Source organism: Nocardioides sp. GCM10028917 (genome assembly GCF_042666175.1).
Taxonomy (GTDB): Bacteria; Actinomycetota; Actinomycetes; order Propionibacteriales; family Nocardioidaceae; genus Nocardioides.
Genome location: NZ_JBHTFL010000008.1, coordinates 120687 through 144432, shown reverse-complemented (window position 1 = coordinate 144432; position 23746 = coordinate 120687). Strand labels below are relative to the sequence as shown.

General features: G+C 71.5%; 26 protein-coding genes. 23 read left to right on the top strand and 3 right to left on the bottom strand.

Annotated elements, in window-relative coordinates:
- The first annotated feature begins 5 nt into the window (after window positions 1–5).
- From lysA to ACFQW6_RS16985, 21 genes are all read left to right on the top strand, one after another.
- Window positions 6–1409, top strand: a complete 1404-nt coding sequence (gene lysA, locus ACFQW6_RS17085) for a diaminopimelate decarboxylase (RefSeq protein WP_378548025.1) — start codon at window positions 6–8, stop codon at window positions 1407–1409.
- Window positions 1409–2725: a homoserine dehydrogenase gene (locus ACFQW6_RS17080; RefSeq protein ID WP_378548022.1), complete on the top strand. Its 1317-nt coding sequence runs from the start codon at window positions 1409–1411 to the stop codon at window positions 2723–2725. The genes lysA and ACFQW6_RS17080 overlap by 1 nt, the downstream gene beginning before the upstream one ends.
- An 11-nt stretch (window positions 2726–2736) precedes the next feature.
- Window positions 2737–3816, top strand: coding sequence for a threonine synthase (thrC, locus tag ACFQW6_RS17075; RefSeq protein ID WP_378549177.1), 1080 nt, complete (start codon window positions 2737–2739; stop codon window positions 3814–3816).
- Window positions 3816–4712 carry a homoserine kinase gene (gene thrB, locus ACFQW6_RS17070; RefSeq protein ID WP_378548019.1) on the top strand — a complete coding sequence of 299 codons (897 nt, stop codon included), beginning with the start codon at window positions 3816–3818 and terminating at the stop codon, window positions 4710–4712. Before thrC ends, thrB begins: the two co-directional genes overlap by 1 nt.
- A gap of 211 nt (window positions 4713–4923) precedes the next feature.
- Window positions 4924–6867 (top strand): transcription termination factor Rho, encoded by a 1944-nt coding sequence (gene rho, locus ACFQW6_RS17065; RefSeq protein WP_378548016.1) that lies wholly within the window; start codon window positions 4924–4926, stop codon window positions 6865–6867.
- 129 nt (window positions 6868–6996) lie between these two features.
- A complete protein-coding gene (rpmE, locus tag ACFQW6_RS17060; protein WP_378548013.1) occupies window positions 6997–7230 on the top strand; it encodes a 50S ribosomal protein L31 in 234 nt (77 codons plus the stop codon).
- Between the two features lie 93 nt (window positions 7231–7323).
- Window positions 7324–8397, top strand: a complete 1074-nt coding sequence (gene prfA / locus ACFQW6_RS17055) for a peptide chain release factor 1 (RefSeq protein WP_378548010.1) — start codon at window positions 7324–7326, stop codon at window positions 8395–8397.
- 1 nt (window position 8398) lies between these two features.
- Window positions 8399–9244, top strand: a complete 846-nt coding sequence (gene prmC / locus ACFQW6_RS17050) for a peptide chain release factor N(5)-glutamine methyltransferase (protein ID WP_378548007.1) — start codon at window positions 8399–8401, stop codon at window positions 9242–9244.
- 5 nt (window positions 9245–9249) lie between these two features.
- On the top strand, window positions 9250–9906 hold the full coding sequence (locus ACFQW6_RS17045) for an L-threonylcarbamoyladenylate synthase (RefSeq protein ID WP_378548004.1): 657 nt from the start codon (window positions 9250–9252) through the stop codon (window positions 9904–9906).
- A 5-nt stretch (window positions 9907–9911) separates the two neighbouring features.
- Entirely contained in the window at window positions 9912–11105 is a 1194-nt protein-coding gene (locus tag ACFQW6_RS17040; RefSeq protein ID WP_378548001.1) for an MraY family glycosyltransferase, read from the top strand.
- 78 nt (window positions 11106–11183) lie between these two features.
- A complete protein-coding gene (locus ACFQW6_RS17035; RefSeq protein WP_378547998.1) occupies window positions 11184–11642 on the top strand; it encodes a hypothetical protein in 459 nt (152 codons plus the stop codon).
- Window positions 11639–11938 (top strand): hypothetical protein, encoded by a 300-nt coding sequence (locus ACFQW6_RS17030; RefSeq protein ID WP_378547995.1) that lies wholly within the window; start codon window positions 11639–11641, stop codon window positions 11936–11938. Before ACFQW6_RS17035 ends, ACFQW6_RS17030 begins: the two co-directional genes overlap by 4 nt.
- Complete coding sequence (gene atpB / locus ACFQW6_RS17025) at window positions 11935–12723, top strand: F0F1 ATP synthase subunit A (RefSeq protein WP_378547992.1); 789 nt, start codon at window positions 11935–11937, stop codon at window positions 12721–12723. Before ACFQW6_RS17030 ends, atpB begins: the two co-directional genes overlap by 4 nt.
- A gap of 68 nt (window positions 12724–12791) precedes the next feature.
- Window positions 12792–13001 carry an ATP synthase F0 subunit C gene (gene atpE / locus ACFQW6_RS17020; RefSeq protein WP_030482691.1) on the top strand — a complete coding sequence of 70 codons (210 nt, stop codon included), beginning with the start codon at window positions 12792–12794 and terminating at the stop codon, window positions 12999–13001.
- Window positions 13002–13041: 40 nt separating this feature from the next.
- The gene (locus ACFQW6_RS17015; protein WP_378547989.1) at window positions 13042–13602 is read left to right on the top strand and encodes a F0F1 ATP synthase subunit B; all 561 of its coding nucleotides are present in this window, start codon (window positions 13042–13044) and stop codon (window positions 13600–13602) included.
- Window positions 13602–14396, top strand: coding sequence for a F0F1 ATP synthase subunit delta (locus ACFQW6_RS17010; protein WP_378547986.1), 795 nt, complete (start codon window positions 13602–13604; stop codon window positions 14394–14396). Before ACFQW6_RS17015 ends, ACFQW6_RS17010 begins: the two co-directional genes overlap by 1 nt.
- Window positions 14397–14452: 56 nt before the next feature.
- Window positions 14453–16096 (top strand): F0F1 ATP synthase subunit alpha, encoded by a 1644-nt coding sequence (gene atpA, locus ACFQW6_RS17005; protein ID WP_378547983.1) that lies wholly within the window; start codon window positions 14453–14455, stop codon window positions 16094–16096.
- A 4-nt stretch (window positions 16097–16100) separates the two neighbouring features.
- Entirely contained in the window at window positions 16101–17027 is a 927-nt protein-coding gene (locus ACFQW6_RS17000) for a F0F1 ATP synthase subunit gamma (RefSeq protein WP_378547980.1), read from the top strand.
- A 2-nt stretch (window positions 17028–17029) separates the two neighbouring features.
- Window positions 17030–18487, top strand: a complete 1458-nt coding sequence (atpD, locus tag ACFQW6_RS16995; protein WP_191195140.1) for a F0F1 ATP synthase subunit beta — start codon at window positions 17030–17032, stop codon at window positions 18485–18487.
- Window positions 18487–18891, top strand: coding sequence for a F0F1 ATP synthase subunit epsilon (locus ACFQW6_RS16990; RefSeq protein WP_378547977.1), 405 nt, complete (start codon window positions 18487–18489; stop codon window positions 18889–18891). Before atpD ends, ACFQW6_RS16990 begins: the two co-directional genes overlap by 1 nt.
- 78 nt (window positions 18892–18969) lie before the next feature.
- Window positions 18970–19413 carry a DUF2550 domain-containing protein gene (locus ACFQW6_RS16985; protein ID WP_378547974.1) on the top strand — a complete coding sequence of 148 codons (444 nt, stop codon included), beginning with the start codon at window positions 18970–18972 and terminating at the stop codon, window positions 19411–19413.
- Here the strand turns inward: ACFQW6_RS16985 and ACFQW6_RS16980 are convergent, their stop codons facing one another.
- On the bottom strand, window positions 19414–20397 hold the full coding sequence (locus ACFQW6_RS16980) for a LacI family DNA-binding transcriptional regulator (RefSeq protein WP_378547971.1): 984 nt from the start codon (window positions 20395–20397) through the stop codon (window positions 19414–19416).
- 67 nt (window positions 20398–20464) lie between these two features.
- Between ACFQW6_RS16980 and ACFQW6_RS16975 the strand changes: the two genes are divergently transcribed.
- A complete protein-coding gene (locus ACFQW6_RS16975) occupies window positions 20465–21637 on the top strand; it encodes an MFS transporter (RefSeq protein ID WP_378547968.1) in 1173 nt (390 codons plus the stop codon).
- Here the strand turns inward: ACFQW6_RS16975 and ACFQW6_RS16970 are convergent.
- Together ACFQW6_RS16970 and ACFQW6_RS16965 are read right to left on the bottom strand one after the other, a co-directional pair.
- Window positions 21634–22566, bottom strand: coding sequence for a GGDEF domain-containing protein (locus ACFQW6_RS16970; protein WP_378547965.1), 933 nt, complete (start codon window positions 22564–22566; stop codon window positions 21634–21636). The two genes, ACFQW6_RS16975 and ACFQW6_RS16970, sit on opposite strands and share 4 nt — an antisense overlap.
- A 131-nt stretch (window positions 22567–22697) precedes the next feature.
- Complete coding sequence (locus ACFQW6_RS16965; protein WP_378547962.1) at window positions 22698–23270, bottom strand: cob(I)yrinic acid a,c-diamide adenosyltransferase; 573 nt, start codon at window positions 23268–23270, stop codon at window positions 22698–22700.
- Between the two features lie 132 nt (window positions 23271–23402).
- Between ACFQW6_RS16965 and ACFQW6_RS16960 the strand changes: the two genes are divergently transcribed.
- Window positions 23403–23723, top strand: a complete 321-nt coding sequence (locus ACFQW6_RS16960) for an STAS domain-containing protein (protein ID WP_378547959.1) — start codon at window positions 23403–23405, stop codon at window positions 23721–23723.
- Window positions 23724–23746 lie beyond the last annotated feature (23 nt).

Genomic DNA, 23746 nt, shown 5'->3' with positions numbered 1-23746 from the left:
CGGGCGTGCCCACCGCGCACCCGTCCGGCTGGGCCCACGCGGACGGCGCGCTGCGCGGGCCGCACTGGCTGCGTGAGCCGAGCGACCCCGACGCGCTCGTCCCGCTCCTCTGGTCGCGGACGGCGACGAAGTCCGAGGGCGTCCTGAGCGTCGGCGGCGTGCCGCTGCCCGAGCTGGTGCGCGAGCACGGCTCACCGGCGTACGTCCTCGACGAGGCCGACTTCCGCGGCCGCGCCGGCGCCTTCCGTGACGCCTTTGCCGACTACGACGTCTACTACGCGGGCAAGGCGTTCCTCTGCACCACCGTCGCCCGGTGGCTCGCGGAGGAGGGGCTCTCGCTCGACGTCTGCTCGGGCGGCGAGCTCGCCGTGGCGGAGCGGGCCGGGTTCCCGATGGAACGGGTGGGCTTCCACGGCAACAACAAGAGCCTCGGCGAGCTCGAGCGCGCCGTCGAGCTGGGGGTGGGCCGCGTCATCGTGGACTCCTTCCACGAGATCGGGCGCCTGGCCGACGTCGCCGCCGAGCTCGGGCGGACGGTGGGGGTGATGGTGCGGGTGACCGCCGGCGTCGAGGCCCACACGCACGAGTACATCGCCACCGCCCACGAGGACCAGAAGTTCGGCTTCTCGATCGCCAGCGGCGACGCGCTCGAGGCCGTACGACGCGTGCACGGGGCCCAGGGCCTGCGGCTGCTCGGGCTCCACTCCCATATTGGCAGCCAGATCTTCGACACCTCGGGCTTCGAGGTGGCCGCCCGGCGCGTGCTCGCGCTCCACGCCCGGGTGACCGAGGAGGTGGGCGTCGAGATGCCTGAGATGGACCTCGGTGGCGGCTTCGGCATCGCCTACACGACCCAGGACGACCCGTCCGACCCCGCGCAGCTGGCCACCGAGATCACCAAGATCGTCGAGCACGAGTGCCGTGCCCTCGACATCGCCCTCCCGCGCCTGTCGATCGAGCCCGGTCGCGCCATCGTCGGCCCGTCGATGTGCACGGTCTACGAGGTCGGCACGGTGAAGGAGGTCGCCCTCGACGGCGGCGCCCGCCGCACCTACGTCTCCGTCGACGGCGGGATGAGCGACAACATCCGCACCGCCCTCTACGACGCCGACTACTCCGCCACGATCGCGTCCCGCCCCTCCGGCGGGCCGCCCACGCTGTCGCGCGTCGTGGGCAAGCACTGCGAGGCCGGCGACATCGTCGTCAAGGACGAGTTCCTGCCCGCCGACGTGCGTCCCGGCGACCTCGTCGCCGTGCCCGGGACGGGCGCCTACTGCAGATCCATGGCGTCCAACTACAACCACGCGCTGCGTCCTCCGGTGATCGGAGTTCGGGACGGGAAGACTTTCACCGTCCTGCGACGAGAGACTGTGGCGGACCTGTTGGCGACCGATGTGGGTGTTCTCTGATGAGTTTCGGTGACAAGCGCACCTTGAAGGTTGCGGTGCTCGGCTGCGGTGCGGTCGGGTCCCAGGTGGTGCGGCTGCTCAGCGAGCAGCACGACGACCTGGCCGCGCGGGTGGGCGCGCCCGTCGAGCTGGTGGGAGTCGCCGTACGCCGCCTCGACGCGGCCCGCGACGTCGACGTGCCCGACGGCCTGCTGACGACCGACGCGCACGGCCTGGTCGCCCGCGACGACGTCGACCTCGTCGTCGAGGTGATCGGCGGCATCGAGCCCGCCCGGTCGCTCATCCTCTCCGCGCTCGACAACGGCGCGAGCGTGGTCACGGCGAACAAGGCGCTGCTCGCCGAGGACGGCCCGACCCTGTTCGAGGCGGCCGCCAAGGCCGAGCGCGACCTCTACTACGAGGCGGCCGTCGCCGGTGCGATCCCCATCCTGCGGCCGCTGCGCGAGTCGCTTGCCGGCGACCGCGTCACCCGGGTGCTGGGCATCGTCAACGGCACCACCAACTTCATCCTCGACAAGATGGACACCTCCGGTGCCGGTTTCTCCGAGGCGCTCGAGGAGGCCCAGGAGCTCGGCTACGCCGAGGCCGACCCGACGGCCGACGTCGAGGGCTTCGACGCCGCGGCCAAGGCGGCGATCCTCGCCAGCCTCGCCTTCCACTCGCGGGTGACCGCCGCCGACGTCTACCGCGAGGGGATCTCCGAGGTCACCGCCGCCGACGTCGCCAGCGCCCGCGACATGGGATCCGTGGTCAAGCTGCTCGCGATCTGCGAGCTCCGCCCCGGCCCCGACGGCCAGGAGCAGGTCGCGGCGCGGGTCCACCCGGCGATGATCCCCCGTTCGCACCCGCTGGCGAGCGTCCGCGAGGCGTACAACGCGGTCTTCGTCGAGTCGGAGGCCGCGGGGCAGCTCATGTTCTACGGCCCCGGTGCCGGCGGCGCGCCCACGGCGAGCGCCGTGCTGGGCGACCTCGTCACGGTGGCGCGCAACCGCCTCGCCGAGACGCGGGGTGCCGGTGAGTCGGCCTACGCCGACCGCGCGGTCCTGCCGATGGGGGAGACCCGGACCCGCTACCACGTGGCGATCGACGTCGACGACCGCGCCGGTGTGCTCGCGGCGGTGGCCAACGCCTTCGCCGACCACGACGTGTCGATCCAGACCGTGCGCCAGGAGGGTCGCGGCGCCGACGCCCAGCTCGTCGTCGTCTCGCACGCCGCTCCCGACGCCGCGCTCAGCGCGACGGTCGACCAGCTCCGCAGCATGGACATCGTCCGCGAGGTCACCTCGGTGATGCGCGTCGAGGGAGGCGAGGAGTGAGCGCCGGCGGCATGGGCGGCCGCGCCGGCACCCATCAGTGGCGCGGCGTGATCGAGGAGTACCGCGACCTGCTCGACCTCCCCGAGGGGATGGCGGCCGTGACGCTCCGTGAGGGCGGGACACCGCTCGTCCACTCCGAGTGGCTCTCCGGGCTCACCGGGGGACAGGTGTGGCTCAAGGTCGAGGGCGACAACCCGACCGGCTCGTTCAAGGACCGCGGCATGACGGCCGCGATCTCCCACGCCCGGCACCTCGGCGCCGAGGCGGTCGTGTGCGCCTCCACGGGCAACACGTCGGCCTCGATGGCGGCGTACGCCGCGAAGGCGGGCCTCAAGCCGCTGGTGCTCGTCCCCGACGGCAAGATCGCCGCCGGCAAGCTCGCCCAGGCGGTCGTGCACGGCGCCCAGGTGATCATGGTCAGGGGCAACTTCGACGACTGCCTGTCGATGGCCATCGGCCTCTCGAAGGGCTATGCGGTCGAGCTCGTCAACTCGGTCAACCCGGTCCGCCTGCAGGGGCAGAAGACCGCGTCGTTCGAGATCGTCGACTTCCTCGGCGACGCCCCCGACGTCCACCTGCTGCCGGTCGGCAACGCCGGCAACATCTCCGCCTACTGGCTCGGCTACCAGCAGTACGCCGACCTCGGGCGCGCCACGAAGCGCCCGCGGATGCTCGGCTTCCAGGCCGAGGGTGCGGCACCGCTGGTCACCGGTGAGCCGTTCCCCGACCCGGAGACCAAGGCGACCGCCATCCGGGTCGGCAACCCGGCGTCGTGGCACCTCGCCGAGCAGGCGGCCAAGGAGTCCGACGGCGGCTTCGCGGCGCTCTCCGACGCCCAGATCCTCGCCGCCCAGATCGAGCTCGCCCGCAACGACGGCGTCTTCGTCGAGCCCGCCTCGGCCGCGGGCATCGCCGGCCTGCTGGCAGCGCTGGAGTCCGGGCAGGTGTTCTCCGGCGCCACGGTGGCGATCACCGTCACCGGCCACGGCCTCAAGGACACCGCCACCGCGCTGGAGTCCTGCGGCGACCTCGTCGACACGGTCGTCGACGCCGACGTCGACGCGGCCGCCGCCGCAGCCGGCCTCTCCTGATGACCCAGTTCGTCGACGGGCCGGTGCGGGTCTCCGTCCCGGCGACCTCGGCCAACCTCGGCCCGGGCTTCGACAGCCTCGGCCTCGCGCTCTCGCTGCGCGACGAGCTCGAGGCGGAGGTGCTGCCAGGGGGCCTGGTGGTCGACGTCGAGGGCGCCGGAGCCGAGAGCGTGCCGCGCGACGAGTCGCACCTGGTGGTCCGTTCCATGCGCGCGGCCTTCGAGCTGATGGGGGAGCAGCCGCCCGGCCTGCGCCTGGCGTGCCGCAACGTCGTCCCGCACGCCCGCGGCCTCGGCTCGTCGTCGGCCGCCATCGTCGCGGGCGTCGTCCTGGCGCGGGCCCTCGTCGCGGGCGGCCAGCTGCTCGCCTCCGACGAGGCGCTCCTCGACCTCGCCGCCGACCTCGAGGGCCACCCCGACAACGTCGCCCCGGCGTTCCACGGCGGGTTCGTGATCTCCGGTCGCGAGGACGGGCACTGGTACGCCGTCCGCGCCGGCGTCGACCCCCGGGTCACCGCCGTCGTGTTCGTCCCGCCCACCGGGGTCGAGACCACGGTCGCGCGCGGCCTGCTCCCCGACGTCGTGTCCCACGCCGACGCGGCCGCCAACTCCGGCCGCGCCGCCCTGCTGGTCGCCGCGCTCAACGGGCAGCCCGAGCACCTGCTCGCCGCGACCCGCGACTGGCTCCACCAGGACCAGCGCGAGCCCGCCATGCCCGAGACGCTCGCGCTCGTACGACGCTTGCGCGCCGAGGGCGTGCCCGCCGTCGTCTCCGGCGCCGGCCCCACCGTGCTGGCCTTCGGCTCCGCCGACACCTCCGACCTGCTGTCACGCTGCCCCAGCGGCTGGACCCCGCACCAGCTCTCGATCGACGTCGACGGCGCCCGCCTCATCTGACCGCTCGAGCGGGGTGGAGCGGCTGGCGCGCTCTTCCGCACCGACCGGCTCTCGGCACGCCGGGCGCCTGCTAACCTGACCGCGCGCCGATCGGCGTACCTTCCCGTCCCCGTCCTCGCGATGTCTCGAGGTCCGCGTGGACGGGACCCACCATCCGCCTCGCCGGCCGTTCGACCGGTCCGGGAGGCGACGCAACGTGCGAAGGACCCACGTGACCGAGACCCCCTCTGCTCCTGCGGAGAACGCTGCCACCAAGCCTGCCAAGAAGTCCGGTGGGCTCAGCTCCATGCTCCTGGCCGACCTCAAGTCGATGGCCGCAGGCCTCGGCATCGCCGGAGCGGGGTCGATGAAGAAGGCGCAGCTCGTCGACGCCATCCGGGCGAGCCAGTCCGGTGGCGCCCCGGCCCAGTCGACCCCGTCCGAGCAGCCGACCCGGTCTGAGCAGCCGACCCGGTCCGAGCCGCCGGTCGAGCAGCCCGAGCAGCCGAAGCAGCCGGAGCAGTCCGCGGAGCCCGCTGCGGCCGCCGAACCGGCGCCCCAGACGACGGTGCGCACCCGCACCCGCAAGCAGCGCCAGGCCGAGCAGCAGGCCGACCGGGCGGAGCCGCAGCCCAAGGACCGGTCCGAGCAGAAGCCCGAGCAGAAGTCCGAGCAGAAGTCCGAGCAGAAGTCCGAGGAGAGGTCCGAGGAGAGGTCCGAGCAGAGGTCCGAGCGGTCCGAGAAGCAGGACCAGAAGAAGTCGGACAAGCAGCAGGGCCAGAAGCAGGACCAGGGCCAGAAGCAGGACCAGGGCCAGAAGCAGGACCAAGGGCAGAAGCAGGGCAAGCAGAACCAGCAGAACCAGCAGGGCAAGCAGGACCGCGACCAGAACCGGCAGGACCAGAGTCGCCAGGACCAGAGCCGCCAGGACCAGCAGGCGCAAAGCCGGCAGGACCAGAACCGCCAGGACCAGCAGGCCCAGCACCAGTCCGACGACGACGAGGACGGCGAGGGCGGCAGCCGTCGCAACCGTCGCCGCCGCGGGCGCGACCGGACGCTGCCCCGCCAGAGCGGCAGCCGCAACGAGCCCGACACCACGATCCTCGAGGACGACGTCCTGGTGCCGGCCGCCGGCATCCTCGACGTGCTCGACAACTGCGCGTTCGTGCGCACGTCGGGCTACCTGCCCGGGCCGGAGGACGTCTACCTGTCGCTGTCGATGGTCCGCAAGTACCACCTCCGCCGAGGTGACGCCGTGGTCGGCCAGGTGCGCCAGCCGCGCGAGGGCGAGCGTCGGGAGAAGTTCAACCCGATGGTCCGCATCGACAGCGTCAACGGCACCGAGGCCGAGGGCGCCAAGGAGCGCCCGCAGTTCTCCGACGCGGTGCCGGTCCACCCGCACCAGCGGCTCCGCCTGGCCTCGGACGCCGACCTGATCGGCCGCGTCGTCGACGTCGCCGCCCCGGTGGGCAAGGGTCAGCGGGGACTGGTCCTCGCTCCGCCGCGCACCGGCGCCACGACGCTCCTGCAGTCAATCGCCCAGTCGGTGACGGCCAACAACCCCGAGTGCCACGTCATGGTGGTGCTGGTCGACACCCGCCCGGAGGAGGTCACCGACTACCAGCGGGCCGTCAAGGGCGAGGTCGTCGCCTCGACCTTCGACCGGCAGCCGGCCGACCACACCCTGGTCGCGGAGCTGGCCATCGAGCGCGCGAAGCGGCTCGTCGAGCTCGGCCACGACGTGGTCGTCCTGCTGGACTCGCTCACCCGCCTCGGGCGGGCCTACAACCTCGCCGCGCCGGCCAACGGTCGCGTGCTCGCCGGCCTCGTCGACGCCTCCGCCGTCCACCCGACGAAGGAGTTCTTCGGTGCCGCTCGCGCGATCGAGGACGGCGGATCGCTGACGATCCTGGCGACCGTGGCCGTCGGCACGGGCTCGGCCACCGACGAGTTCTTCCTGGAGGAGCTCGCAGGCGCTGCGAACCTCGAGCTGGCGCTCAGCGCCGAGCGCGCCGCGAAGGGCATCGTCCCGGCGGTCGACGTTGCTGCCTCGGGCACCCGGCACGAGGAGAAGCTGCTCGCCCCGGCCGAGGGTGCCGTCGTCGGCGACCTGCGCAAGCAGCTCGCCGCCGCGGACTCCCCGCAGGCCGTGACGAAGGTCGTCGGCGCCCGCTGATCCGCGGTCCCCGAGCGGGAATCCACGGATTGGCGCCGTTGTTCATACCGGTGGCACACTTGTGCGCCGGCTCCGGTTCACGTCACTACGCATCCACGCGGGCGACCCGGAGCAATTCGAGAGGACACCATGAAGAAGGACACCCACCCCGAGTACGTCGAGACCCAGGTGACCTGCACCTGCGGCGCGTCGTTCACCACCCGCAGCACCGCGACCTCCGGCTCGATCCACGCCGACGTCTGCTCGCAGTGCCACCCGTTCTACACCGGCAAGCAGAAGATCCTCGACACCGGCGGCCGCGTCGCCCGCTTCGAGGCTCGCTACGCCAAGAAGGCCCCGGCCGAGAAGGCCGACAGCAAGTAGTCCACGTCAGGCGCCGGTCTCCCGCTCACCGCGGGTGGCCGGCGCCTCGTCGTCTGTCCGGGTGGGTCTGACCGCGAAAGCAGGGGAGCAGCGTTGTTCGAAGCCGTCGAGGGCATGCGCGAGGAGCACGCCGACCTCGAGCGACTCCTCTCGCTCCCCGAGACCCACGCCGACCAGCGCCTCGCCAAGCAGCTCAACCAGCGCTACGCCGAGCTGACCGCCGTCGTGACGACCTGGCAGGAGTGGCTCCGCCTGGGCGGCGACATCGAGGCGGCGCGCGAGCTGGCCTCCGACGACCCCGCCTTCGCGCAGGAGGCCGACGACCTCACCCAGCGGCGCGACGCCGCCGGGGAGCGGTTGCGTCGCCTGCTGGTGCCGCGCGACGCCACCGACGGCAAGGACGCCCTGCTCGAGATCAAGTCGGGGGAGGGCGGTGAGGAGTCCGCCCTCTTCGCCGGCGACCTCCTGCGGATGTACTCCCGCTACGCCGAGACCCGCGGCTGGAGCGTCGAGGTGCTCGACGCCACCGAGTCCGACCTCGGCGGCTACAAGTCCGTCACCGCGGCCGTCAAGGCCCGGGGGACCGTCGAGCCCGGCCAGGCGCCGTACGCCCTGCTGAAGTTCGAGGGCGGCGTGCACCGCGTCCAGCGGGTGCCCGTCACCGAGTCGCAGGGACGCGTCCACACCTCTGCTGCGGGCGTGCTCGTGATGCCCGAGGCCGAGCAGGTGGACGTCGAGATCAACGACAACGACCTGCGCATCGACGTGTTCCGCTCCAGCGGCCCCGGCGGGCAGAGCGTCAACACCACCGACTCCGCCGTCCGGATCACGCACGTGCCCACGGGCATCGTGGCGAGCTGCCAGAACGAGAAGAGCCAGCTGCAGAACAAGGAGCAGGCGATGCGGATCCTGCGTGCCCGGCTCCTCCAGGTCGCGCAGGACGCCGCCGACGCCGAGGCCAGCGAGGCCCGCAGGTCGCAGGTGCGCACCGTCGACCGCTCCGAGCGGATCCGCACCTACAACTTCCCCGAGAACCGGATCTCCGACCACCGCACCGGCTTCAAGTCCTACAACCTCGACCAGGTGCTCGACGGAGACCTCCAGCCGGTCCTCGACTCGTGCGTGGAGACGGACATGGCCGCCCGGCTCGCCGCCCTGGAGGGCTGAGGTGCGGCCAAGCCAGGCACGGCGGCAGGCGGCCGCCCGGCTCCGTGACGCCGGCGTCGCGTCGCCCGAGCGCGACGCCGACCTCCTCCTCGCCCACGTGCTCGACGTGCCGCTCGGCCGGCTGCCGCTCCTCGACGACCTCGGGGTGGGGGAGCAGGAGCGGTACGACGCGCTGCTGGCGCGCCGGGCCGCCCGCGAGCCGCTGCAGCACCTCACCGGCACCGCGGCGTTCCGCCACGTCGAGCTGGCGGTCGGGCCCGGGGTCTTCGTGCCGCGCCCCGAGACTGAGCTGCTCGCGGGGTGGGCGATCGAGCAGGCTCAGTCCGTCGACGGCGCGCCGGTGGTGGTCGACCTGTGCACCGGGTCGGGTGCGATCGCCGCGGCCGTCAGGGACGAGGCGCCGCACGCCGACGTGCACGCGGTCGAGATGAGCCCCGACGCGTTCAGGTACGCCCAGGCCAATCTCGCTCCCTTTGCCGGCGTCGACCTCCGCCTCGGCGACGCGTTCGAGGCCTTCGACGACCTCGCCGGCTCGGTCGACGTCGTGGTGTGCAACCCGCCCTACATCCCGCTGGAGGCCTGGGAGTCCGTCGCCGTCGAGGCGCGCGACCACGACCCCCACCTCGCGCTCTTCTCGGGGCAGGACGGTCTCGACGCGATGCGGCTCCTGGAGCGCCGGGCGGCCGCGCTCCTCCGGCCCGGGGGAGTGGTGGGGGCCGAGCACGCCGACGTCCAGGGCGACTCGGCGCCGGCCGTCTTCGCGGCGACCGGGCGCTGGATCGACGTGCGCGACCACCTCGACCTCGCGGGTCGACCGCGCTACGTGACCGCGCGACTGGCACGATGAGCGGCGTGGACAGGCTTGCGACCTCGACCGAGGAGGAGCGGGAGGCGGCGGTGACGGCCGCCGCCGGCGCCGTACGACGTGGCGACCTGGTGGTCATCCCCACCGACACCGTCTACGGCATCGCCGCCGACGCGTTCTCCCACGAGGCCGTACGACGGCTCCTGGAGGCCAAGGGCCGGGGCCGCGAGATGCCGCCGCCGGTGCTCGTGTCCGCCGCGACCACCCTCGACGCGCTCGCCGAGACCGTGCCGCCGTGGGCGCGCACCCTGGTCGAGGAGTTCTGGCCCGGCCCGCTCACGCTCGTCTGCCGCCAGCAGGGCTCGCTCATGTGGGACCTCGGGGAGACCCGCGGCACGGTCGCGGTGCGGATGCCCGACGACGAGGTGGCCCTCGCCGTCCTCGAGCGCACCGGTCCGCTGGCGGTCAGCTCGGCCAACCTCACCGGCCGCCCCGCTGCCACCGACGCCGACCAGGCCGAGGAGATGCTCGGCGACGCCGTCTCGGTCATCGTCGACGCCGGCGCGTCCCCGGGCGGCGAGGCCTCCACGATCATCGACGTCACCGTGCCCGAGGGCCGGGTGCTGCGCCTCGGCGCGTTGTCGCTGGAGCGGCTCAACGCGGCCATCGAGGAGCACGGGGTCGTGCTCGAAGACCAGGGCTAGGCCGGATGCGGGAGTACCTCCTCGTCTTCCTGGTCGCCCTGTCGGTGACCTACCTGCTGACGGTCGTCGCGCGTGAGATCGCGCTGCGCACGGGAGCCGTCGCCGCGGTCCGCGACCGCGACGTCCACGCCGAGCCGATCCCCTACCTGGGCGGGCTGGCCATGCTCGGCGGGCTCTACGCGGCCTACCTCGTCGCCCGCCACCTGCCGTTCCTGTCCACCAGCGAGGAGTTCGTCTTCCCCGACGCCGGGGCCGTGCTCCTGGCAGGAGCCCTCGTCTGCGCGGTCGGGGTGATCGACGACATCTTCGACCTCGACGCGCTCACCAAGCTCGGCGGGCAGGTGCTCGCCGCGGGCCTGCTGATCACGCAGGGTGTGCGGTTCTACTACTTCCCGGGGGCCGACGGCACCCAGTTCTCCCTCGACGACGTGCAGGGCGCCGTGCTCACCCTCCTGGTGGTCATCGGCACGATGAACGCCGTCAACTTCGTCGACGGCCTCGACGGGCTGGCGGCGGGCGTGGTGGGGATCGGGGCCTCGGCGTTCTTCCTCTACTGCTACTTCGCCTCCGCGCAGGCCAACCTCACCCTGGCCACCACCGGCGCCCTGCTCAGCGCCGCTCTCGCGGGGGCGTGCGCGGGCTTCCTGCCCCACAACTTCCATCCGGCACGCCTCTTCATGGGCGACTCGGGGTCCATGCTGATCGGGCTCGTGCTGTCGGCGAGCGCGCTCACGCTGACCGGGCAGTTCGTCGGCATGCCGGAGACGACCGGCAACAGCCTGTTCGTGACCGTGCTGCCGGTGCTGCTCCCGATCTCGCTGCTGATGGTGCCGATCGTCGACCTGGTCCTGGCCGTCGTACGACGCACGCGTGCGGGCCGCTCGCCGATGAGCGCCGACAAGCAGCACCTGCACCACCGCCTCCTGGAGATCGGCCACTCGCAGCGGCGCGCGGTGCTGATCATGTGGATGTGGGCCTTCACGATCGCCACTGGCGCGGTGCTGGTGAGCCTGTTCGACGACCCGCTGGTGTGGTGGAGCCTCGCCTCGATGACCGTGCTGACGGTGGCCCTCACCTTCGTGCTGCCGAAGCTGCACCGCCCGCGCAAGACCGGCCTGGGCGACACCGGGCTGCCCGAGAACGCCAGCCTCGAGGGGCGCGACGAGGAGCGCACGGACGAGCCCGTCACCGGCCCCTGATTTCAGCGCCCCGGCGACTTTGTGATAGTTTTCACGAGCAGGGACGCACCGACCGTAGAGACCAGACAGGCCGCCGCCATGACGACCGAGACCCGCGCGAGCACCCGCCGCAGCAGCCTCGTGCCGGGCGTCCGGGTCGTGGCCCGAGCAGCCGCCCTGACGGCGCTCGCAGGGGCCGTCCTGGTGGCTGTCGCCGCCGTGGTGCACGGAGGCGAGGCGGCTGCTGCCGCCGCCGTCGGCGCCGGCCTGGTCCTCCTCGTGGTGTCCTTCGGCACGCTGTCCCTCCACGTCGTCGCGAGCGCGATGCCGACGGCGTCCCTCCTCGTCGCGCTGGTCACCTACCTGACCCAGCTGGCGATCGTGCTGCTGGTCTTCCTCGCCATCACCCGCGGCGACGTCTTCTCGAGCGACCAGGCGCGCGGCTGGCTGGCCGCGTCGATGGTGCTCGCCACGCTCGTGTGGACGGCTGCGCACCTGGTGCTGACCGCCCGGGAGCGTGCCCCCTACTTCGACCTCCCGCCCGGGGGTGAGTCATGACCGCCGCGACTGATAATGTCCGCAGCGCCATGGCCGAGTCCGGTGCCACGTCCTCCCAGCCGCCGCGCAGCAGTCCCCCCAGCTACCTGGTGGCCGGGGTGCTGTTCTACGGAGCGGTCGGTTGGGTCCTGGACCAGTGGCTGGGCACCCGCTTCCTGGTGGCGGCGGGGGTCCTGCTCGGCGGCGGACTGGGGACGTACATGATGATCGTGCAGCTCCAGCGCCAGACGGCCGCGGAGCAGGCGCACGCCAGCAACAAGACGAGCGACAAGACGAGCAACGAGGAGTCGGAGTGAGCTACAGCCAGCCTGTCGCGGCAGAGGGCGGTTCGGAATTCCACGCCCCCGGCCCCGGGAGCTTCGAGCTGCCGCCGATCTTCGGCGACGTCACCAAGCCGATGCTGCTGGTCGCACTGTCGGCGGTGCTGGTCTTCGGGTTCTTCTACGCCGCCACCCGCAACGCCTCGCTGGTGCCGGGCCGCCTGCAGTTCGCCGGCGAGATGGTCTACGGCTTCGTGCGCAACACCATGGCTCGCGACAACATCGGCAGCGAGCACTACATGAAGTTCGTGCCCTACCTCTTCACGCTGTTCACCTTCATCCTCGTGAACAACTACTACGGCGTGATCCCGTTCATCCAGTTCCCGAGCTTCTCCCGCATCGGCTTCATCGTCCCGCTCGCGCTGACGAGCTGGTTGCTCTACATCGGCGCCGGCATCTGGAAGCACGGCGCGCTGGGCTACCTCAAGCACGCCACGATGCCGAGCGGCGTCAAGGGCCCGATCCTGCTGCTCCTCGTGCCGCTGGAGTTCTTCTCCAACATCATCATCCGCCCGTTCACGCTCACGCTGCGTCTGTTCGGCAACATGTTCGCGGGCCACCTGCTCCTGATCCTGTTCGCCACCGGCGGTGCAGCGCTGCTGGCCAGCGGCAACCTGCTCTACGGCGCCGTCGGCGTGCTGTCCTTCGGGCTCGGCATCGGCGTCAGCTTCCTCGAGATGCTGGTCATGTTCCTCCAGGCCTACGTCTTCACCCTCCTGAGCTCGATGTACATCGGCGAGGCCCTCGCCGACGAGCACTGATCCGCACCACCCCACAAGTTTCGCCAAACAGCGGCGCGAGAGACGCGTCGCCGACGAAAGGAAAAGCCGTGGAAGGCTCCATCAACCTGGTCGGTCTCGGCCTGTCCGCCATCGGTCCCGGTGTCGGTATCGGTCTGATCTTCGCCGCGTTCATCTCCGGTGTCGCCCGCCAGCCCGAGGCCCAGAGCCGTCTGCAGTCGATCGCCATCCTTGGCTTCGTTCTCGCCGAGGCGCTCTTCATCATCACCGTCGCGCTCGCGTTCGTCCTGCCTCTCTGACGACCGCCGCACCCAGCTCTAGACCGTAGGAGTTCGACTCATGGACCACATCGTCCTGGCGGCGGCGGAGGGCGAGACCCACAGTCCGGTGCTGCCGGTCTGGTCAGAGGTCATCCTCGCCACCATCGTCTTCGCGATCCTCTTCCTGCTCATGCGCAAGTTCGTCGTGCCGAGCTTCGAGAAGACCTTCGCGGAGCGCACGCAGGCGATCGAGGGTGGGCTCAGCGCGGCCGAGTCCAAGCAGGCCGAGGCCGACGCCAAGCTCGCCGAGCTCGAGAAGCAGCTCGCCGACGCCCGGCACGAGGCCGCCCGCATCCGTGAGGAGGCGCGCGAGCAGGGCGCCGCGATCATCGCCGAGATGCGGGAGCAGGCCCAGGCCGAGTCCACCCGGATCGTCGAGCACGGCAAGACCCAGATCGAGGCGGAGCGCCAGCAGGCGGTCACCTCGCTGCGGACCGAGGTCGGCGCCCTCGCGACCGGCCTCGCCGGCCGCATCGTCGGCGAGAGCCTCGACGACGAGGCTCGCCAGAGCCGCGTGGTCGACCGGTTCCTCGCCGAGCTCGAGGCGCAGAACGGCACCACCTCGGGGAGCGTCAACTGATGATGCGAGGAGCGTCAGCCGACGCCTACGCCGCAGCCGCCGAGGCCCTCCCGGGCTCCGGCGACCTCGGCAGGGTGGCTCAGGACCTGTTCGGAGTCTCGGACCTGGTCCGCTCCGAGCCGGGCCTGCGGCGCGTCGCCACGGACGCGTCGGTCCCCGGCGAGGCCAAGGCGCAGCTGCTCCGCGGCGTGCTCACCGGGAAGGTCTCGACCGAGGCCCTCGACGTGGTGAGCACGGCGGTGTCCCAGCGCTGGAGCGCCGGGCGCGACCTGCCCGACGCCCTGGAGGAGCTGGGCGTCGTGGCAGCGGTGCGGTCGACCGGCAGCGACGTCGCCCGCCTCGAGGACGAGATCTTCGCGGTGGCCCGGCTCGTGCAGGCCAACCCGGAGCTGCGTGACGCGCTCTCCGACCCCGCTCGCAGCCGCGACGACAAGTCGACCCTGATCAGCGGCCTGCTGGGCGACAAGGTCCTTCCCGCGACCATCGCGCTCGTGCAGCAGTCGCTCTCGGGCAGCCACCGCACGGTCACGGTGGCCCTCGCCAGCTACCAGAAGGTCGCCGCCGAGGTTCGTGGGCAGGGCGTCGCGACGGTGCGCGTCGCGCAGCCTCTCGCCCAGTCCGAGCGCGACCGACTGGCCGCGGCGCTCGCACGCACCTATGGTCGCGAGGTGCACCTCAACGTCATCGTGGACCCCGACGTCATCGGTGGCATCCGTGTCGAGATCGGCGACGACGTCATCGACGGCACCGTCTCCACCCGACTCGACGAGGCCGGGCGCAAGCTCGCCGGCTGACCCGTGACCGACATCCAAGAACTTTTCGAGCAGACCCAGAGAACAGGTGAGATGAAATGACGGAGCTGTCCATCCGTCCGGACGAGATCCGCGACGCTCTTCAGCGCTTCGTGTCGGACTACAAGCCCGAGTCGGCCAGCAAGGAAGAGGTCGGCACCGTGGCCGAGGCCGCGGACGGCATCGCCCGTGTCAGCGGCCTGCCGTCGGTGATGGCCAACGAGCTGCTCGAGTTCGAGGACGGCACGCTCGGCATCGCGCTGAACCTCGACACCCGCGAGGTCGGTGTCGTGGTCCTGGGTGACTTCGACAAGATCGAGGAGGGCCAGGTCGTGCGTCGCACGGGCGAGATCCTCTCGGTCCCCGTCGGTGACGGCTACCTCGGCCGCGTGGTCGACCCGCTCGGCACCGCGATCGACGGCCTGGGCGAGATCACCCCGCTCGAGGGCCGTCGCGCGCTGGAGCTGCAGGCTCCGGGCGTCATGGTGCGCAAGTCGGTGCACGAGCCCCTCGCGACCGGCATCAAGGCGATCGACGCCCTGACGCCCATCGGCCGCGGCCAGCGCCAGCTGATCATCGGTGACCGCTCGACCGGCAAGACCACGATCGCCATCGACACGATCATCAACCAGAAGGCGAACTGGGAGTCCGGTGACCCGGACAAGCAGGTGCGCTGCATCTACGTCGCGATCGGTCAGAAGGGCTCGACCATCGCCGCTGTGCGTGGCGCCCTCGAGGAGGCCGGCGCCCTCGAGTACACCACCATCGTGGCCTCGCCCGCGTCCGACTCCGCCGGCTTCAAGTACCTCGCCCCCTACACCGGATCGGCCATCGGCCAGCACTGGATGTACGAGGGCAAGCACGTCCTGATCGTGTTCGACGACCTGACCAAGCAGGCCGAGGCCTACCGCGCCGTGTCGCTGCTGCTGCGTCGCCCGCCGGGCCGCGAGGCCTACCCGGGTGACGTCTTCTACCTGCACAGCCGGCTCCTCGAGCGGTGCGCCAAGCTCTCGGACGACATGGGCAAGGGCTCCATGACCGGTCTGCCGATCATCGAGACCAAGGCCAACGACGTCTCGGCGTTCATCCCGACCAACGTCATCTCCATCACCGACGGCCAGATCTTCCTGCAGTCCGACCTGTTCGCGGCCAACCAGCGCCCGGCGATCGACGTGGGTGTCTCGGTCTCGCGCGTGGGTGGCTCGGCCATGACGAAGGCCATGAAGGCCGTCACCGGTTCGCTCAAGGTCGACCTGGCGCAGTTCCGCGCCATGGAGGCGTTCGCGATGTTCGCCTCCGACCTCGACGCGGCCTCGCGCCAGCAGCTGGACCGCGGCCAGCGCCTGATGGCGCTGCTCAAGCAGCCGCAGTACTCGCCGTACCCGGTCGAGGAGATGACGGTCTCGCTGTGGACCGGCACCTCGGGTCGGCTCGACAAGGTCCCGACCGACGACGTGCTGCGCTTCGAGAACGAGTTCCTCGACTACCTGCGTCGCAGCCACGAGGGCATCCTCGCCGGCATCCGCGAGAGCCTGAAGTTCGAGGACTCCACCGAGGACCAGCTCGCCTCGGCCTACGACTCCTTCCTCGACCAGTTCGAGACTTCCGACGGCCAGAGCATCAAGGCCGGCAAGGAAGAGCACGTCGCTCTCGAGGACGAGGACGTCGAGCAGGAGCAGATCGTCAAGCAGAAGCGGGGCTGACGCCATGGCTCTCTCCGTACGCGAGTACCGCGCGCGGATCAAGTCGACGGAGTCGATGAAGAAGATCACGCGTGCCATGGAGCTCATCGCCGCGTCCCGGATCATCAAGGCGCAGCAGCGGGCCCAGGCGGCAGCGCCCTACGCCCGCGAGCTGACCCGTGCGGTGTCGGCCGTGGCGACGTACTCCAACGTCGACCACGCGCTGACGGTCGAGCCGGAGGACCCGAAGAAGGCTGCGGTCCTCATCGTCACCTCCGACCGCGGACTCGCCGGCGCCTACTCCTCCAGCGTGATCAAGGAGGCCGAGCGCCTCGTCGAGAAGCTCAAGGGCGAGGGCAAGGAGGTCGACCTCTACACCAGTGGTCGCAAGGGCGAGGCCTACTTCAAGTTCCGCCAGCGCGAGGTCGTGCAGGCCTGGACGGGCTTCTCCGACCAGCCGACCTACGACGTCGCGGCCGAGATCGGCGCCACGCTGATCGCGACCTTCCTGGCCGACGCCGAGGACAGCGACTCCGACGTCCGTGACGTCGACGAGGTCCACGTGGTCTACACGCGGTTCCGCTCGATGCTCAGCCAGGAGCCGACCGCCGTACGCCTGCTGCCGCTGGAGGTCGTCGAGGGCACCGAGGCCCCCGACAAGGCCGACCTGCTGCCGCTCTACGAGTTCGAGCCGTCCCCCTCGGAGGTGCTCGACTCCCTGCTGCCGCGCTACGTCCAGAGCCGGATCTTCTTCGCCCTGCTGCAGGCGGCTGCTTCCGAGCTGGCCGCCCGACAGAAGGCGATGAAGGCCGCGACGGACAACGCCGACGAGCTCATCAAGAAGTACAAGCGCATCGCCAACCAGGCCCGCCAGGCTGGCATTACCCAAGAGATCAGCGAGATCGTCGGTGGCGTCAACGCCCTTGCCGACGCACAAGCCGGGAGTGAGTGAACATGACTGCCACTGTTGAAGAGACGACCACCGAGAGCAAGGGCGGCGCCGTCGGCCGCATTGCCCGGGTCATCGGCCCCGTCGTGGACATCGAGTTCCCGACCGACTCGATGCCCCCCATCTACAACGCCCTGACCTGCGAGTTCGAGCTGAGCGGCGAGACCAAGTCGATCATCCTCGAGGTCGCCCAGCACATCGGTGACGGCATGGTCCGCGCCATCTCCATGAAGCCCACCGACGGGCTCGTGCGAGGCGGCCAGGTCACCGACACCGGCGAGTCGATCACGGTCCCCGTGGGCGACGCGACGCTCGGCAAGGTGTTCAACACGACCGGCGACGTGCTCAACCTCGAGGAGGGCGAGACCTTCGAGCCCGCCGAGCGTTGGGGCATCCACCGCAAGGCGCCCGCCTTCGACCAGCTCGAGTCCAAGACCCAGATGTTCGAGACCGGCATCAAGGTCATCGACCTGCTCACCCCCTACGTGCAGGGCGGCAAGATCGGCCTGTTCGGTGGTGCCGGCGTCGGCAAGACCGTGCTCATCCAGGAGATGATCGCGCGAGTCGCCAAGGACCACGGTGGTGTGTCGGTGTTCGCCGGTGTCGGCGAGCGCACCCGTGAGGGCAACGACCTCATCGTCGAGATGGAGGAGGCCGGCGTCCTCGGCCAGACCGCCCTCGTCTTCGGCCAGATGGACGAGCCGCCGGGCACGCGCCTGCGCGTCGCCCTGTCGGCCCTGACGATGGCGGAGTACTTCCGCGACGTGCAGAAGCAGGACGTGCTGCTCTTCATCGACAACATCTTCCGCTTCACCCAGGCCGGGTCCGAGGTCTCCACGCTGCTCGGTCGCATGCCGTCCGCCGTGGGCTACCAGCCCAACCTGGCCGACGAGATGGGTCAGCTGCAGGAGCGCATCACCTCGACGCGTGGTCACTCGATCACCTCGCTGCAGGCGATCTACGTCCCCGCCGACGACTACACCGACCCGGCGCCGGCCACGACGTTCGCACACCTCGACGCGACCACCGAGCTCTCCCGCGAGATCGCCTCGCTCGGCATCTACCCGGCCGTGGACCCGCTGACGTCGACGTCGCGCATCCTGGACCCGCAGTACATCGGCGAGGACCACTACCGCTGCGCGGTGCGGGTCAAGCAGATCCTGCAGCGCAACAAGGAGCTCCAGGACATCATCGCGATCCTCGGTGTCGACGAGCTCTCCGAGGAGGACAAGATCATCGTCTCCCGGGCGCGCCGCATCCAGCGGTTCCTGTCGCAGAACACCTACGTCGCCAAGCAGTTCACCGGCATCGAGGGCTCGACCGTGCCGGTCGCCGACACGATCGAGGCGTTCAACAAGATCGCCGACGGCGAGTACGACCACGTGGCCGAGCAGGCCTTCTTCATGTGCGGCGGTCTGGACGACGTCGAGCAGAAGTGGGCCGAGATCCAGAAGAGCCTCTGATGGCCGAGTCCACCGACAAGGTCCTCCAGGTCGAGCTGGTCGCCGCCGACCGGCTCGTCTGGTCGGGCCAGGCCACCATGGTCATCGCCCGCACCACCGAGGGCGACGTGGGCATCCTGCCCAACCACGCGCCGCTGCTGTCCTCGATCATCGAGGGTGTCGTGGACGTGCAGACCGCCGAGGGCGAGACCTGGATCGCGGCCGTCGACGCCGGCTTCCTGTCGGTGGCCGACAACCGCGTCTCGATCCTCGCCGAGCGGGCCGAGATGTCGCACGAGATCGACCTGGAGAAGGCACGCCAGGACCTCGAGCGGGCACAGGCCTCCGGCGAGAACGACGACGTGGCCACGGAGGCCGTACGTCGCGCCGAGGCACGGATCCGTGCCGTCGAGCGGGCCTCCTGACGAGGCCCGAAACCCGACCGCTAGGGTGAGCGCACGAACCGCTGGGTTCGTGCGCTCACTGCGTTTCGGAGGGTGTGGATGCCGGTCTGGGAATGGGCGCTCGACATCGTCGGGCTGTGCCTGCTCCTCGCCCTGCTCTACGGCATCGCCCTCATCGTCCGGCGCCGCCTCCTCGCCCGGCACGGCGGCACGTTCGAGCTCAGCTACCGCGCGCGAGCCGAGCACCCGGGGCGCGGCTGGCTGCTGGGCATCGGCCGCTACTCCGGGCAGTCGCTGGAGTGGTTCCGGATCTTCTCGCTGTCGCCGCGTCCCAAGCGGGTGTGGGCCCGTGACCTGCTGGAGTACGCCGGTCGCCGGTCGCCGGCGGGCGCGGAGGAGGTGTCGCTCTACGACGGTCACGTCGTGGCGGCCTGCCGCTACGACGGCGAGCCCCTGGAGATCGCGATGAGCGAGGCCTCGCTCACCGGTTTCCAGTCGTGGTTGGAGGCCGGCCCGCCCGGCACCGACTGGAACCGCCGCTAGTCACGCCGTTCCGGGCGCCGGTCCGGTCGAGCCGCCCACCCGCATCCGGACCGGCAGCAGCACGTCGTCCGCGACCTCGCCGGCGATGCGCGAGAGCACGGCCCGCGCGGTCGCCCGTCCCTTCTCGGCCAGCGGCTGCACGACGGTCGTCAGCTCGAGGTCGAGCCACGGCGTCGCGACCCCGTCGAAACCGGCGACGCTGACGTCGCGGGGGACCGCCATCCCGCGGCGTCGCGCCTCGAGGACCACCCCCGCGGCCTGGACGTCGCTCTGGCACACCACGGCACTCGCCGCGCCGCCGCCGTCCCACCACGCGCCGACCGCGCGCTGCGCGGCGTCGAGGTCGCTCGCGCACGGCCCGATGACCTCGGCGTCCGGGTAGACGTCCCGCAGCCCGGCCTCGCGCTCGCGTTGGGGGTGCGAGGTGTCGAGGGTGAGGGTCGCGACCCGGCGGTGTCCCAGGTCGTGAAGGTGCCGGGCGACCTCGGCGGCACCGCGACGGTGCTCGACGTCGACGTACGTCGCCCCGGTCCACGCCGGGCCCTCCACGACGACCAGGGGCACGCCGCGGGCCACCAGGTCGTCGTACGGGCCCCAGGTCTCGCACCCGCAGATGTCGTAGATGACCGCGTCGAGGGGGAGTCCCGCGTGCTCGTCGCCGTCCGGCATGAGCAGCAGGCCGAGACCCGCCGCGTCGAGGACCTCGGAGACGGCGTCGAGCATCGGCAGCGCCGCCGGGTCGCGGAAGGCGGTGCTGAGCCGACCGACGGCGACGCCCACCACGCCGCTGCGACCGCGGCGCAGGTTGCGGGCCAGTGGGTTGGGGCCGGCGTAGCCGAGGGATCCGGCTGCGGCCAGCACCCGCTCACGCGTCTCCGCGGACACCGGCTTGTTGCCGGAGAAGGCGAGCGAGGCGGTGGAGAGGGACACGCCCGCGGCAGCGGCGACGTCCGCCATGGTGGGGGTTCGGGTTGGACCGGACACGTCCCGGACGATAGCATCGAAACGATTCGATCGAAACGTTTCGCCCGCGTACCCGAGGAGCAGCACCGTGCCCACCCTGACCGCCGCGCGCAACGCCGTGGGACTGACGTTCTTCCTCAACGGGCTGGTCTTCGCCAGCTGGGTCTCCCGCATCCCCGAGGTGCGCGAGAGCTTCGACCTCACCAACGGGCAGCTCGGCCTCCTGCTGCTCGCCATCGCGCTGGGCTCGGTGCTGGCGTTGCCGACCACCGGCGCCGCCATCAACGCCATGGGCACGGTGCGGATCGTGCGGCTGGGTGCAGGCGCGGCGACCCTCGGGATGGTGGCCGCCGCGATCGGTCTCGGCGAGGTGCTGCCGCTGACGGTCGCCGGGCTCTTCGTCTACGGGCTCGGCATCGGCGTCTGGGACGTGGCCATGAACGTCGAGGGCGCCGAGGTCGAGCGCGGCCTGGCGCGCACGATCATGCCGCGCTTCCACGCCGGCTTCAGCGGGGGCACGGTGGTCGGTGCCCTGCTCGGCGTGCTGCTGATCGAGCTCGGCGTGCCGGCGCTGGCCCACCTCGTGGGGATCGCCCTGCTGGCCGTCGTGCTGGTGTGGCGCGCGTCCCCGTCGTTCCTGCCCGTCGCGGAGCGGCACGAGGTGAGCGCCTCCTCGGCCGCGCGGGCCTGGCTCGAGCCACGGACCCTCCTGATCGGCGTCATGGTGCTGGCGCTGGCCATGACCGAGGGCACGGCCAACGACTGGCTGGCCGTCGCGCTGGTCGACGGTCACGACGTCTCGCACGCCGTGGGCGTGGCCGGGTTCGCCGTCTTCGTGCTGGCGATGACCGCGGGCCGCTTCGCCGGGACCGGCCTGATCGACCGGTTCGGCCGCGTCGCCGTGCTGTGGGGCACGATGGCGCTCGCCGGCGCTGGCGTCCTGCTGATCGTCCTCGCCGAGCAGCCGGCGCTCGTCGTGGTCGGCATCGTGCTCTGGGGAGTGGGCGCCTCGCTCGGCTTCCCGGTCGGCATGAGCGCCGCCGCCGACGACCCGGTCCGGGCGGCGTCGAGGGTCAGCGTGGTATCCACCATCGGCTACGCGGCGTTCCTCGCCGGCCCGCCCCTCCTCGGCTTCGTCGGTGACGAGGTCGGCACGCTCAACGCGCTGCTGGTCGTCGCCGTCCTCCTGATGCCCGCGGCGCTGGTCGTGCCGGCGGCCCGCGAGCAGCGCGGGGCCCGGTCCCGACAGCCGGTCGGCTAGACCCGACCGGCCTGGCGTCGGCGCTTGTCGGCGTACATCGCGGCGTCCGCGGTGGCCTCGGTCTCGGCGATGTTGCCCGCGCGCTCCAGCGTGGCGGCGCCGATGCCGGCCGACAGCCCGGCCGCGGCCAGCTCGGAGCGGATCCGGTCGGCGTAGACGGCCACCTGCGACGCCGTGGTCTGGGGGCACAGGACCCCGAACTCGTCGCCGCCCAGCCGCGCCACCACGTCGGTCTGGCGGGAGGACCCCCGCACGACCCCGGCAGCCCGGCGGAGCATGGCGTCCCCGGCGGCGTGACCGTCCCGGTCGTTGACCTGCTTGAGGCCGTCGAGGTCGATCACCACGATGCTCGCGTGGTCGCCCAGGCGGTGGTGGCGCGTCTGCTCGGTCTCGCAGGCGCGCTGCCACGAGCGCCGGTTGCGCAGCCCGGTGAGCGCATCGGTCTCCGACTCCTGGAGGGTGAGCTCGAGGCGACGCGCCAGGGACACCGCGCGGCCGTCGAGGTTGCGGACCACGCTGAGCAGGTGGCCGAGCAGCTCCAGCTGCGGGGCGAGCTCGGTGAAGGAGTCGGGGCGGGCCTCGGCGTCGATGCCGCAGATCGTGCCGAAGAGCGTCTCGTCCTGGTTGTAGACCGGGATGCCGACGTAGCTCGCGACCGACAGCGTGCGCGCGGCGCCCTTGGAGGCGTAGGCCGGGACCCGGGAGATGTCCGGGGCCACGCCCGGAGCCCCGTTGACCCACATCTCGCGGCACAGGGAGTCCTCCCAGGCCGGACCGTCGCCGACGTCCAGCCCGAAGCCGTTGTCGGGTGTGACAGCGAGGTAGACCTGCCGGCCGTCGATGACGCGTGACACGGTCCAGAACCCCATCGGCACCTGGGCCTGCAGGTAGTCGAGGACCAACCGGGAGGCGTCCTCGAAGCTGGTCATCGTGGCAAGCGCCGGGGGAGGCGAGAGTACGGGGCTCTGCGTGGGCACGTCTGTCCTCGAACGTGTCGGCGGATGGGTCCGGATCATTGTCGCCGCAGCGGGGTGTCCGCGCAGGCGATGCGAGGGAAAGGTCAGCGCTCCCCGCCGGGCACCCACAGGACGTCGCCGTTCTCGCGGTTGGCGTGGCGGGCCAGGATGAAGAGCAGGTCAGAGAGGCGGTTGAGGTAGGTGATCGCCAGGACGTTCATGGTGTCCTCGTGCTCGGCCCACGCGGCCCACCCGGCCCGCTCGGCACGGCGTACGACGGTGCGCGCGACGTGGAGGTGGGCGGCCGCGGTCGTCCCACCGTTGAGGATGAACGACCGCAGGGCCGGCAGGGCCTCGTTGTAGTGGTCGCACCAGGCCTCGAGCCGGTCGACGTAGGCCTGCTCGATCCGCAGCGGCGGGTACTCCGGGTCCGCGACGACCGGGGTGCAGAAGTCGGCGCCGACGTCGAACAGGTCGTTCTGCACGCGGGTGAGCACCGTGACGACGTCGTCCTCGAGACCTCCGTGGGCGAGGGCGACGCCGATGTGGGCGTTGCCCTCGTCGACGCAGGCGTACGCCTCGAGGCGCAGGTCGGTCTTCGAGGTCTCGCTCATGTCGCCGAGCCGGGTGCGCCCGGCATCGCCGGTGCGGGTGTAGATGCGCGTCAGGTTGACCATGGCTCGAGCCTAGTGGCGAGGACGCGCCGAAAAGGTGAGGCATCGACGCAACCGAACGGGGTACAACTGCGTCAGGAACAGTGACATCGGTCACGGTCGGGCGTCGGGGGACGCCGGTGAGGAGCACACCGGATGGACATCGTCTCGGACATCGTCGCGGACACGCACGTGCTCGTCCTGCACGGGGACTTCGACGTGCGCAGCACGTGGGAGGTCCGCAACGCCATCTACGAGTGCATCGACGTGCACGACGAGGACGTCGTCGTCGACATGACCGACGTCTCCACGATCGACGCGACCGCCCTGCGCCTGCTCGCGGTCGCCACCCGCCACGCCTGGCTCGCCGGTCACCACCTGACGGTCCGCAACCCGTGCCCGGCCGTGCGTCGGATGACCCACCTGACCCGGCTCGCCCATGCCATCGAGGTCGAGCGGGTCGCCGCGACCGCCTGAGCTGGTCGCGGCGACCGTCCGGC

What these genes read in the sequence shown, in the direction of transcription:
- ACFQW6_RS17080 (WP_378548022.1), top strand. Translation starts at nt 1,409, where the DNA reads ATGAGTTTCGGTGACAAGCGCACCTTGAAGGTTGCGGTGCTCGGCTGC.
- thrC (WP_378549177.1), top strand. Translation starts at nt 2,737, where the DNA reads ATGGGCGGCCGCGCCGGCACCCATCAGTGGCGCGGCGTGATCGAGGAG.
- thrB (WP_378548019.1), top strand. Translation starts at nt 3,816, where the DNA reads ATGACCCAGTTCGTCGACGGGCCGGTGCGGGTCTCCGTCCCGGCGACC.
- rpmE (WP_378548013.1), top strand. Translation starts at nt 6,997, where the DNA reads ATGAAGAAGGACACCCACCCCGAGTACGTCGAGACCCAGGTGACCTGC.
- ACFQW6_RS17040 (WP_378548001.1), top strand. Translation starts at nt 9,912, where the DNA reads ATGCGGGAGTACCTCCTCGTCTTCCTGGTCGCCCTGTCGGTGACCTAC.
- ACFQW6_RS17035 (WP_378547998.1), top strand. Translation starts at nt 11,184, where the DNA reads ATGACGACCGAGACCCGCGCGAGCACCCGCCGCAGCAGCCTCGTGCCG.
- ACFQW6_RS17030 (WP_378547995.1), top strand. Translation starts at nt 11,639, where the DNA reads ATGACCGCCGCGACTGATAATGTCCGCAGCGCCATGGCCGAGTCCGGT.
- ACFQW6_RS17015 (WP_378547989.1), top strand. Translation starts at nt 13,042, where the DNA reads ATGGACCACATCGTCCTGGCGGCGGCGGAGGGCGAGACCCACAGTCCG.
- ACFQW6_RS17010 (WP_378547986.1), top strand. Translation starts at nt 13,602, where the DNA reads ATGATGCGAGGAGCGTCAGCCGACGCCTACGCCGCAGCCGCCGAGGCC.
- atpA (WP_378547983.1), top strand. Translation starts at nt 14,453, where the DNA reads ATGACGGAGCTGTCCATCCGTCCGGACGAGATCCGCGACGCTCTTCAG.
- ACFQW6_RS17000 (WP_378547980.1), top strand. Translation starts at nt 16,101, where the DNA reads ATGGCTCTCTCCGTACGCGAGTACCGCGCGCGGATCAAGTCGACGGAG.
- atpD (WP_191195140.1), top strand. Translation starts at nt 17,030, where the DNA reads ATGACTGCCACTGTTGAAGAGACGACCACCGAGAGCAAGGGCGGCGCC.
- ACFQW6_RS16990 (WP_378547977.1), top strand. Translation starts at nt 18,487, where the DNA reads ATGGCCGAGTCCACCGACAAGGTCCTCCAGGTCGAGCTGGTCGCCGCC.
- ACFQW6_RS16985 (WP_378547974.1), top strand. Translation starts at nt 18,970, where the DNA reads ATGCCGGTCTGGGAATGGGCGCTCGACATCGTCGGGCTGTGCCTGCTC.
- ACFQW6_RS16970 (WP_378547965.1), bottom strand. Translation starts at nt 22,566, where the DNA reads ATGACCAGCTTCGAGGACGCCTCCCGGTTGGTCCTCGACTACCTGCAG.
- ACFQW6_RS16965 (WP_378547962.1), bottom strand. Translation starts at nt 23,270, where the DNA reads ATGGTCAACCTGACGCGCATCTACACCCGCACCGGCGATGCCGGGCGC.
- ACFQW6_RS16960 (WP_378547959.1), top strand. Translation starts at nt 23,403, where the DNA reads ATGGACATCGTCTCGGACATCGTCGCGGACACGCACGTGCTCGTCCTG.